This window comes from Microcystis sp. LSC13-02 (assembly GCA_002282935.1).
Classification (GTDB): Bacteria; Cyanobacteriota; Cyanobacteriia; order Cyanobacteriales; family Microcystaceae; genus Microcystis.
This window is the reverse complement of record MTBT01000043.1, coordinates 26,219-38,608: the sequence shown is the minus strand read 5'-3', so window position 1 is coordinate 38,608 and position 12,390 is coordinate 26,219. Positions and strand designations below refer to the sequence as shown.

Here is a 12,390-nt window from a genome sequence, read left to right as displayed (position 1 = left end):
CATCTACTTAGCCTACCACATCTGATGCCTTTTGAAACATTATTTTTAAAATTTAACCTCCATATTGATCAAGCTCCGTTAATTTTTGATTAAGTAATCTTGCCAGTTCGTCTTCACTGAGGCTGTCATAGGGACTATGATTGTCAGGAATTGGATTTATTTTAATCTCAAAATCGAGATGATTGGCTAGAATTTGTTCCCGTAAGTAGGTACTTAAGCTGAGAAGATTAGGATAATCGAAAATGATCGAAGATGGCAATTTACACCCTAAATCTGTTTCTAAGCGATTTTTAAATTCTATGACCATTAGAGAGTTTAAACCTAAGTCTAAGAATGATGTTTGTTGAGGAATAACTTTGTTCCCATTTAACCCAGTCACTTCTCTTAATATTTTCTCCAGTCCTTCTACTAAAGCGTTTATTCGTTCGTCTATAGAGACAGATTTTAATCGTTCTAATAGTTTTGCTGGACTTGTTTGTTTTTGATTTTTTAGGGTTAATACCTCGCTAAAGAAGGGTTGATTAATATTGAAAGTTTGGTTAAAAATCGACCAATTAATATCGAGAACTATCCCTTGGTTAATATCATCTAAAATTACCTGATTGAGATATTGAAACGCTTGCTCAGAAGGCATCATCTGCAAACCCCAATTAGCGAAACGTTGTTGATCAATTTGGTTGCCCGTCTCCCAAGCTCCCCAATTAATACTAATACCAGGTAATCCTAAACTTTGCCGTTGCTGCATTAGAGCATCCATGAAAGCATTAGCCGCAGCATAATTACTTTGACCTGGTGAACCAAGGATGACAGCCGCAGAAGAAAAGCTCACAAAAAAGTCTAAAGATAGAGAGCGAGTATAACGATCTAATAATAGAGTTCCTGCTACTTTTGGACTCATTACCTTTTGATATTTTTGCCAACTTTGATTACTGATCAGCCCATCTTCTAAGACCGCTGCTGCGTGAATTATTCCTCGTAAGACGGGCAAGTCTGCCCCAAAACGAGAGAATAAATTTTTCATATCTGTGGGGGAAGTAATATCAGCTTCAATCAAGGTTACTTTTGTTCCTTTCTCCACTAATGGGGCTATCAATTCTGTTGAAGATTTAACATGGCGACTACACAAAACTAAGTGACTTGCTCCCATTTCTGATAACCATTGAGCCACTAATCCGCCCAGTTTTCCTCCCCCTCCCGTGATTAAATAAACCCCTGACTGATTAATAAAATGTCGTTTTTCTGAGCTAGGAAGAGATGCAGAAACTAACCTGGCTGCGTAGCGGTTTCCTTGACGTAAAGCCAAACGGAATTCATGGGGGAAACACTTTAATTCATTGAATAAAAGTTCAGCTTCATTAGCTTCTTTATGGATTGGTAAATCTAAACAAACACAACCCATTTTAGGATACTCTTGATTAATGACTGCTCCTAATCCCCATAAATGGGACTGTTGAGGATATAAAGCCGTATCATTGATAATTTTATTAGCCCCGCGAGTAATCAGCCATAAATGAGGTAATTTCTCCCAGTTATTAGTGAGGGTTTGCACTAAATTTAAGACGGCATGAGAACTCTGATATACTGTATCTAGCACGTCTTCAGCTTCTGAAGATTCCCAAGAAAAAACAACGCCAGTCGGAAATTCTCCCGATGGATAAGCTTCTTGATAGAGACGCTGAAAATCAGATTTCTGAGCCGGATTGATGACAAAAGAATCTTGAGAATTACATTGATAATTCTGTCCCATTTCTACAGTAATTACTTTTTCTCCTGCCCTTTTATATAAATTAATTAGGGAATTTAAGTCTGTTTCTGGACGAACCAAGACTAACCAAGAATTTTGAGAATTGACGGCAACAGTTGGCATTGATGGAAGTTTTTTCCATTCCACTTTATAAAAGCAATCGTTCGACTTTTCTTGCCATAAACTCTGTAAAATAGCCGGATTTATGCGCCGTGCTGTTAAGTCAGTAAAGCGAGCGCAAAGCTGTCCTTGTTCATCATAAATATTAACATTTACTCTCATTTCACCATTAGTATCTGAGATGACCTGAACTTCCGTCCAAACTTGCGAAGTTGGATTTAGGAATATTTCCAAGGAAGAGAATCCATAAGGTAGATGCAATTCTTGACCATGAATTTCGGGGAAAGCTGCCCCAATACTTTGTAAGCAAGCATCCAAAAGAACTGGATGAAAATGATAACGCCGATCCGCTAAACTAGGGTTAATACTAATTTTAGCTTGAGAGCCTTTTTTGAAAGAATATAACTCTTGAATCGCTTGGAACTGCTCCCCATACCTGATCCCCATCTGCTGATAAAGTTCATAGAATTCACGAATAGAAATTGATTCTTTAGGGGTTTCTCTTTCTAATTTAGTTTGGGTTAATTCTGAGGCATCCAAGCTTTGTATATCCTTAGGTTTGACTTCACCTGTAACATGAAGAACCCATTTTTCTTGTGCAGAATCACTGCTAAATATCTCAAAAGTATAAATCAGTTGAGATGATTTTTTAGGTCTAAAAATTATTTGGACTATTAAGGGAGTTGGAGATAAGAGTAATCCCTGATGAATAGAGACATTTTGAAGGGTGACAAAATGCCCATTAAATATTTTCTGACTTGCGGCTAAAATAGCTTCAATAAAACCAGTAGCTGGAAATACAATGTTATCAAATACCTGATGTTCTTCTAAATAACTAGGGTTAAGATAACTCACCTCGCCTTCAAAGATCATGTCTCCCGTTGCTAACTTTTTAAAATCTTTAATAAAAGGATGTAACTGAGTCTTGATTTGCCCTAGAGAAAATTCCGAATTAGATAGCCAATACCGTTCTCTTTGAAAGGGATAAGTCGGTAAAATAATCCGCTTACCTTGTTTAAATACTGTAGTCCAGTCTACAGAATAACCATTAACAAAAAGTGTCGCTAAACTTCTATACATTTGTGCCTGTTCATCCTGCCCGGGTACAATACTAGGCAACCATAATAGATCCTGGTTGGCAGAAATAAGGCGAGCCATACTCAGTAATACAGGCTTAGAACCGACTTCTAGAAAACAACGATAACCCTGATCAATTAAAGACTGAAATCCTTGACTAAACTGTACAGTACTACGCAGATGATCTACCCAATAATCAGGAGTTGTAATTTCTGAACCTACAGCTTTCCCTGTCAGATTACTAATAATCGTTAAGCTAGGTTCATGAAAAGAAATTGTTTTTAAGACCTGGGAAAAATCATCAAGAATGGGCTGCATTAAAGGAGAATGAAAAGCATGAGATACCGCTAAACGTTTAGTTTTATGCCCTTGATCAATAAAGTTTTTTTCCAGTTGCTCAACAATCTCTTTAAATCCAGAAATGACGGTAATTGAGCCATTGGCTGAAGCAATATTAACTTGATTTTCATAAGAAGTTAGAGCGTTTGCTACCGTCTCATAATCAGCATAAATAGCGGACATACTGCCATTATGGGGCAATTTTCCCATTAATTTACCCCGTTGAGTCACTAATTTTAAGGCATCTTCTAAAGAAAAGACTCCTGCCCAACAAGCCGCCACATATTCCCCGATACTATGTCCTAAAAGGGCTGAAGGTTGTATTCCCCAAGATTGCCATAATTTGGCAAGTGCATATTCAAGGGAAAAAATCACCGGCTGAGTGATTTGGGTTTCCTCTAATAACTCACTATTTTGCTCTTGAAAGATTAAATCTAAGAGAGATTTTTCTAAAAGGGGTTCTAGAATTTGAGCACAAAGATCTAATGTTTCCTTGAAAACAACTTCTCGGTTATAAAGGGTTTCTCCCATGCCCGAATATTGAGAGCCTTGTCCAGAAAAGAGGAAAGCTATCTTTGGCGGAGTCTCTGATAAAATCGGTCGGATTAATGAGTCAGAATTTTCACCATCTTGGTAATCAATTAATGCTCGTTGTGCCGTGGTTATTGAGTCTGCTAAAATACAGATTCGTTGCGGAAAAATCCCCCGTCCTGTACTGGCGGTAAAACAAACATCAGCTAAATTGATAGACTCAGTCAAAATATCTTGATAATTTCTCGCTAACTCTTGCAGCGATTTTTCAGAGCGAGCCGAAAGGGGTAATAGATAAAAATTATTCTCCGAAGGTTGAGGTAAATCAGCGTCAATTTCCCCAACAATGATATGAGCATTCGTTCCACTAAATCCAAAGGAACTTACTCCAGCAATCCTTGGACGTTCGCTGATATTCCAAGGTTTTCCTTGTACAGGAACTTCAAAAATATGAGAACTCCAATCAAAGCGGTGATTAGGATTTTTAAAGTGAAGATGAGGAGGTATTTTATGGTGTTGTAACGCTAGAACGGTTTTAATTAATCCGGCAATTCCGGCAGCACCTTCTAAATGGCCTAAATTCGTTTTTACTGAACCAATAATTAAAGGCCGATTAGGGGAGCGTTGACCAAAAACGGCGGACATACTTTCTAATTCAATCGGATCACCAAGGGCTGTTCCAGTGCCGTGAGCTTCGATATAATCGATTTGTTCAGGCTTGAGATTAGCACGTTTAAGGGCTTGATATAATAATTTTTCTTGAGCTTGACCATTAGGAACGGTTAGCCCACTACTTGGACCATCATGATTGACGGCTGTGCCATAAATTTTCGCCAAAATTTGGTCTCCATTCTTAACCGCTTGGCTCAATCTTTTCAGAACAACTATTCCACAGCCTTCTCCTCGCACCATGCCATTTGCGCTCTCATCAAAGGTTTTGCAATGTCCATCAGGGGCAAGCATATGGGCGCGACTTTCGATTAAAGAAATAATGGGAGTTAAAATAATATTAACCCCTCCGGCTAAAGCCAGATCGCACTCACCATTAAGTAAGGCATTATAAGCTAAATGAATCGCTACTAATGAGGAGGAACAAGCGGTGTCAATGGTCATTGATGGACCCTGTAAACCAAGGACATAAGAAAGACGACCCGCCGCCATACTAACAGAAGTTCCTGAACCAGTATAAGCATTAATGGCTTGAGGAGAATAACTTAATTGGGCATAATCTTGCGTCATGCAACCGATAAAAACTCCCGTCTGACTGTTGCGTAGTTTTTGGGGATTTTGTCCAGCAGATTCTAAAGCTTGCCAAGTAGTTTCCAAGAGTAAACGCTGCTGAGGATCCATAGCGACAGATTCTCTAGGAATAATGCCAAAAAATTCTCCATCAAATTCCTCAATTTGTTCTAGAAATGCACCGTAAGGAGCGTATATTTTGCCAGGGACATCGGGATTAGGATCATACCATGTTTCCTGATCCCAGCGATCTTGAGGAATTTCTGTTATAGCATCTTTTCCCTGTTCTAAAAGTTCCCAGAAAGATTGTAAATTCTTAGCACCGCCGGGGAATCGACAAGCCATGCCGACAATAACAATAGGATCATCATCGAGTTGTGATTTTTCTGGCTGTTTTTGAGAAATTTCTGCTTTTATTTGAGGGGTAAATACCGGTTGAGAATTATCTAGAACTTCTCGCTGTAAATAATTAGCCAAGGCTTCAACATTCGGAAAACGAAAAGTAATCGTCGAAGGGAGAGAACAATTAAAGTCAGTTTGTAACAGATTTCGTAACTCTGTAGAAGTGAGAGAGTCCATCCCCAAATCAAAAAAGCCTTGTTGAGGGGAAAAAGTTTCATCATTTGAGTGTCCTAAGACATTAGAAACACGCATAATGATATGATTAGTTAGCCAATTAGGACGCTCTTTTAAGGTTAAATTTTGCCATTGTTTTAAAAACTCAGATGAGGGGGCAGCTTGGGGTTTTCCTTGAGGCAGAAAGTTTTTATAAAAGTTTTGATGAATATAAGGAAATTGTTGCCAGTCAATCTTAATTACACCAGCGCGAATAATCTGATTTAGGAGAATTTTTTCCAGAGCATTAAGGGCTAAATCGGGTTTCATAGCCGCATATCCTTTAGCGGCTAATCTCTCCAAAACATTGCGATCTACTGCTGCACCTATTTCGCTCCAAGGACCCCAATTTATGACCGTTCCGGGTAAATGATGCGCCTGACGATAATAGATAAAAGCGTCTTCAAAGGCATTAGCTGCCGCAGCATTAGCTTGTCCAGCTGAGCCAATTAAAGATACAGCAGAAGTATAACAGACAAAGAATTCTAATGGGTCATTTAGGGTGAGTTGATGAAGCAACCAAGTTCCTTTAACTTTGGGAGCTAAAACATAATTAAAGCGCTCTGGTGTTAGTCTTAATAAGGTTGTATCGTCTAAGGTTCCAGCAATGTGAAAAACGCCCCGCACAGGATATTTAGAACGGCATTCTTCTAAGACAGTGTGCAGTTTTTCAGCATCAGTAATATCAAGTTTTTTGATGGTAATTTCTGCCCCACTAGAGGAGAGATTGGCTAATATTTCAGGGCTAATTCCTTCTGCCCCTCGACGACTACACAAAACTAGATTCCGCGCCCCTTTTTCAATCATCCATCGGGTTGTTGCTAATCCTAACCCCCCTGTGCCTCCTGTGATTAAATAATAGCCATCAGGACTAAAATTGATATTTCCATCTTCAAGTTTTCTCTGCACTAAACGGGGATAAAAACGCTGTTCCCCCCGCAAAGCAACCCGGTTTTCTTGGGGATTACTGTAGATTTCTTGCAGCAGTTTGTCGGCTGAGTTTACTTCATCTGGATCTAGGTCAATTGCCTTGAAATTAAGTTCAGGATGTTCTAAGACTAGGCTGAAGGCTATTCCTAATAAGGATGCTTGAGAGGGAGAGGTCAGGGTTTTAATGGCTTTTGCTGGTACTGCTCCTTGAGTCACTAAAATCAGAGCCGGCGGATTTTCTTGCTGCAATAAGGCTTGTAAGAAAAAGAGAAATCGTTGACAATGAATCTCGACTTGTTGATCAATTTCTCCAGGGATTTTTTCTAAGCCCCAGAAGTACAGTATTTGACGAGTTTCTGAAGTTATCGAGTTTCTCAATATTGATAGGTAATCTTCAGCCATCTCCGGGTTAATATCTTTGGAAAAGACGCAAGAACAACTTATTCCTCTCTGTTGGAATAGAGGGATTAAACCGTTAGCAATTCCTTGACTATCTGCCCAGATTATTTGATGATAGTAAGATTTTGCCGGAAGAGAAGGTAATTGCTCACTGCTTCGACTAATGATGACACTTTGTTTTAATAAATTTCGGGTTTTTGCTTGGCTTGGTTCGATAATATTAATGTCTTCAAATTGATTCTCAATCAGTAAATTTTGCCAATCTTTTGTGCTGATTAACGGATAACCATTCCGGCGCAGATCTTGACTACATAACCACCATCCTTCTGTCAAGCCAAAGGTTAAATCTACCCAACGTCTTGCCCCTGTACTTTCTAAGAGGATTAGTCGTCCCTTAGGAGCGATGAGAGAGCGCACATTTTCAAGGGTTTTTTGAAGGTTGGCTGTGGCATGAAGAACATTAGCGGCGATGATTATGTCAAAACTGCCGGGGAGAAAATCTTGAGTAAAGGGATTTTTTTCAATGTCTAAAGTTTGATATTTAATAAAGGGATAGTCTCTAAAATTTTCCTTGGCTCTTGTTAAGAAACTAGAGGAAATATCGGTGAATACATATTCGATATGTTCTGTCGGTAAGTGAGGTAAAATGCCAGCAGTAACGGCTCCTGTTCCTCCCCCAATTTCGAGAATTCTTAGGGGATAATAGGGGGGGAAATTCGCAATAGCACGGCTGATTGTGGTGGCGACTAACTGATTCATCAATTTAGCTCCGGCAGCTTCCGAATAAATTGCTGCGATCGCTTCTAAATCCCCTTGAGGAAAGAGTAATTCTAATGGCTCAACTTGACGACTCATGACTGATGCCAAAGCAGAGCCACAACGCTCCATTAGACTAATTTCTGCTGGATAATCGGCAAATTCTTGGCGGAGAATTTTAATTTGCGATGGCGATGAAGGTGCTTCTAATTCTTTGACGAATAACCAGCCATCTTTTGTCTGATTAACGATTTTTTCTTCAGCTAAAATACTTAAACATCGAGATAATAAAGGTCGGTAAAAATCAACAATTTGACCTTGATTTGCTATCTGTGCTTCGGAATAAGTTTGACCTAATTTTGGCTGTCCATTAAGTTTTGTTAAGGCTTCCCAGATATAGACAACGCTTAACTTTTCCAAGGCCTCCATTAAGCTCTCATATTGCCCCAATTTTTCCCCTAGTTGTTGTTCTAACTGTGCGGGGTGAATTTGATTTTTAATCACCTGGGGAGCTACTAAAGTGTCTCTACCATTCCCTAATAATTCCTCGCAAGGCATCCATTCTTCTAGATAGATTTGAGGGGGTATTTCTTGGGGGATAATCTCTTGAGATTGAACGGCTTTTAGTTCTAAGTTGATGAGGGATGCCAAGGGTTGACCTTGAGGGGAATAGATATCAATATCAGCGATAATAATGTTAGGGTTAGGGGAGGAGTTTTTCAGTCGAACCGCGCTGATTACCTGCTCATCAGGAGGGTGGAAAAATGCCAATTGCCCAAGGCGAACAGGAACATAAGTTACTGAGGATTCTTCTTTAAATAAAATGGCAGCAATCCCTTGAAAACAAGCGTCTAACATAGCTGGATGAAAATGATATTTTTCCCGCTCTAACCTATCGGTTAATTTGATTTGAGCAAAAGCTGTATTTTCCCCCCGCTTCAGTTGATGAATGAGCCGAAAGTTACTCCCGTAATTTATCCCTGATTTTTGATAAGTTTCATAAAAGGAGTTGATATCGACTTCTTCAGAACATTTTTTTACGATTTCTTCTAGATGACAATGGGGTAAATTAGTTGATTTCAATTCATCAATTTTTCCAGTAACTAATATTTCCCAATTTGGCTCAAGTGCATGGTAAATTTTAAAGCTTTTTTGCTCAATGATTAACTGTAATGTGTCTTCCGTATCTTTTAAAATTAATGCCTTCTTAAATTCAACATTTTCTAAAATAACTTTTTGATTCTCCCCGGCAGCTAAAGCCATTTCTATCAAGGCAGATGCTGGCAATATAGCCTGATCAAAAACCTGATGTTCTCTTAAAAATGCAGGTTTATGTTGACTAATATTGCCTCGATATTGAAGGAGAGCTAAGGGAGAAGGAAAATGATCGCCTAGTAAGGGATGTCCAGAGTAATAATTAGGGTTTTTATAGCTAGAAGACTCTGATTTATTGCCAGAATTTATCCAGTAGCGTTTGCGGATAAAAGGCGAATTAGGTAAACTAATTTTTTGCCCCAGATGTGAGCGATGAAAGGCTTCCCAGTTAATATTAAATCCTCGTACATAGAGTTGACCTAGCACCCTTTGCTCATGCTGATCACTGTGACAATCCTCCCCTAAACTAGATAACCATAGAATTGAATTTACCCCTAACTTTTGACGACCTATATTAATGAGATTGGCACTAATTCCCATTTCTAGGAAGATTTGATATCCCATTTGATGCAAAGTAGAAATTCCCTGGGCGATTTCGTCGGATTTCTGCCTAATCCTTTCCCCTCTATTAACTGAATTTGTGAGAGATTTTTTCACAACTTCACCCTGATAAATTAGGGTAATATCGGGAGAGTTAGAATCGACTTCTGGGGTGCTTTTGAGCAAGGATAAAAGGTCTTCTGCGTTGGGGTTTTGTGGGCTAATTTGAGCGCGTTTCGCCACCAGCTTGACGGTATCTTCAAGGGAAAAAACTCCCGCTTGTTGAGCGGCGAGATATTCCCCTAATCCAGAACCTAAAATCGCAGAAGGCGAAATTCCCCACGATTTCCAGAGTTCACAAAGAGCATATTGATAGGCAAATAATAACGGTTGTACAGACAAAGGAATCTGAGGCTCTAAGGCTTTTTTAGATGACAATAATTCCTGAAGAGAAAATTCTAAATATTTTTTAAACAGATGATCGCACTGCCTAAAAGCATCATAAAATACTGGCTCATTATTGAGCAGGGTTTCAATGATTTCTGGGATTTCTGGACTAATTTCTTGCTCGTCATTGCAGAGAAAAGCAATTTTAGGATTGCTTTGCGCTTCTCCATAAATAATGTCGAAGCTATTATTTTGAAAGTGCTTTTCATCCCCATCGCTCTTGAGAAAAGCCTGAATTCCTTGGCGCAGATTCTCTTGATTAGAAACTAAAAGAGCAAGGCGGTGTTTATGGGGAAAACGACCGGTATTTAAAGATAGAGCAATGTCCTTGACGTTGAGAGATGTTTTCTGCTCAAGATAATCCACAAATTGAGTCGTAAAAAGACGTAAACGTTCGGGTTCTTTAGCCGAAAAAGTAACGAGAATGGGGGATATTTTCGGGTTTTGGGGTTGCGGTTGAGGCGGTTCGCTTAAAATAACATGAGCGTTGGTTCCCGATGCTCCAAAAGAACTGACTCCAGCCGCTTTGAGCTTGCCATTGTTAACATTCCAAGGACAATTTTGCGTGACGATACTAATCGGTAAGGCATCCCAATTAATATGAGGATTGGGTTTTTTGAAATTCAGATGAGCCGGAATTTCACGGTAGTGTAGCGATAATGCGGTTTTAATTAATCCTGAAATTCCGGCCGCCGCCGCCAGATGACCTAAATTAGTTTTGAGAGAACCGACTAATAACGGGTTAGATTTCCGACGATTGACGCATAATGCCTCGGCTATGGCTTTAATTTCGATGGGGTCTCCCAAAGATGTTCCTGTACCGTGAGCTTCAACATAATCGATAGCGGCGGCATCTAAACGAGCATCAGCTAGAGCTTCTCTGATTAATTCTCTCTGCACAGGCCCATTAGGAACGGTAAAGCCGCCACTGGCCCCATCGTTGTTGACTGCGGTCCCCCGAATCACTGCCCAAATGTGATCGCCATCTTGAAGAGCGTCACTGAGTCTTTTTAAGACGATGACTCCGCAACCTTCGCCTATCCCAAACCCATCGGCACTTTCGTCAAAGGTTTTGCATTGGCCATCGGCGGCTAACATCTGATTGCGGCACAAGGCGATGACGACTTCTGGAGTTAAAACTAAGTTCACTCCTCCGACTAACGCTTGTCTGCATTCTTGGGAACGTAAGGAACGGCAAGCCAGATGAACAGCGACTAAGGAAGAAGAACAAGCGGTATCTACTGCCAAACTCGGACCATTAAGATTTAAAAGGTAAGAAATACGCCCAGCTGCCGCATTAGTATGATTGCCCGAAATATGATAGGCTCCGATGGCATTATAGTCCTCATTTGAGGTAAGAATACGGGCATAGTCATTATTAGTAATCCCGATAAAAACCCCTGTTTTTCCCCTTCTAGCCGTCGTTGTTGCCATTCCTGCATTTTCCAAAGCTTCATAGGCTACCTCTAAAAGCAACCTTTGCTGAGGATCCATAGCGACGGCTTCCTTGGGAGCAATTCCGAAAAAATGGGCATCAAACTGGGAGACATCATCGAGAAACCCCCCCTGAGAAACATAGATTTTACCCACTTTATTCCGATCTGAATCATAAAAATCCTGCTGGTTCCAGCGCTCATTAGGTATTTCTCTGAGGTGATTTTTACCCGCTTTCAGGAAAGACCAGAAGGATTCAGGTGTCGCAATATTATGACCGAAACGACAACCTAAACCCACGATAGCTAAGGGTTCGCTTTGTTGAGACTCGAAAGCTTTTAATTTTTCTTTAGCTTCACTAAGAGCTTTAAAAACTCTAGTTTGGATTGATTGCTCGTTTTCGGATAAGTTCTTTTTATCTTGAAAGTCCATAGTGTTAGACTCGACTTGGAAAAGAATAATTATTGCGACTGACGGGGTGACAAGCAGATGGAAAGTGAAACAGGGTGTAGATTGTCGGGGTTAGGGTGTAGGGAAAAAGCTTGAGACTTTCGCCGAAAGATAACGAGGGAATTTGGTTTTTACTAGGTAAGTCGATTAATTTGATGGCTTACAGTGAGGAAATTTTCCCCCCACCTCACTTAAATTTCCACCTCGTTGTCACTTCTTCAGCTATTACGACCAGACAGCCAATCATACCTGATCGAGGTAGTAATTGTCAACAGACATCTCCAATAACCTGGTGTGGGGTGTGGCATCCTAAGCTCTGCTCTGCTGGCCTCGCGCCACTATATCTTTAAATGTCACACTTTCCGCACTTCTTAATATTCAATTAATAATTTTTACTAATTTATTGCTGACAAGAGTAGTTTCTACAATGAAGATTTTTCGTCAAAACATCTTGGGGAATGTAAAGATATATAGAAAGTATATGAAGATGTGCGGAATGTCGGTTTAATATGCTATGATGTCGAAGCTCAGAACAATTTTGAAGAAGCGACAGAAACCTCGACCTTAGCCGTAGTCGGGTTTCCTGTAGTCCATATAGCAATAATTCCACTCGT

General features: G+C 39.9%; 1 protein-coding gene. It reads right to left on the bottom strand.

Annotated elements, in window-relative coordinates:
* Positions 1-52: 52 nt before the first annotated feature.
* Complete coding sequence (locus tag BGL89_RS02675; RefSeq protein WP_286824303.1) at positions 53-11,758, bottom strand: type I polyketide synthase; 11,706 nt, start codon at positions 11,756-11,758, stop codon at positions 53-55.
* Positions 11,759-12,390 lie beyond the last annotated feature (632 nt).

Bases quoted from the DNA above. Each gene is read 5' to 3' on its own strand.
- BGL89_RS02675 (WP_286824303.1), bottom strand. From the start codon at position 11,758: ATGGACTTTCAAGATAAAAAGAACTTATCCGAAAACGAGCAATCAATC.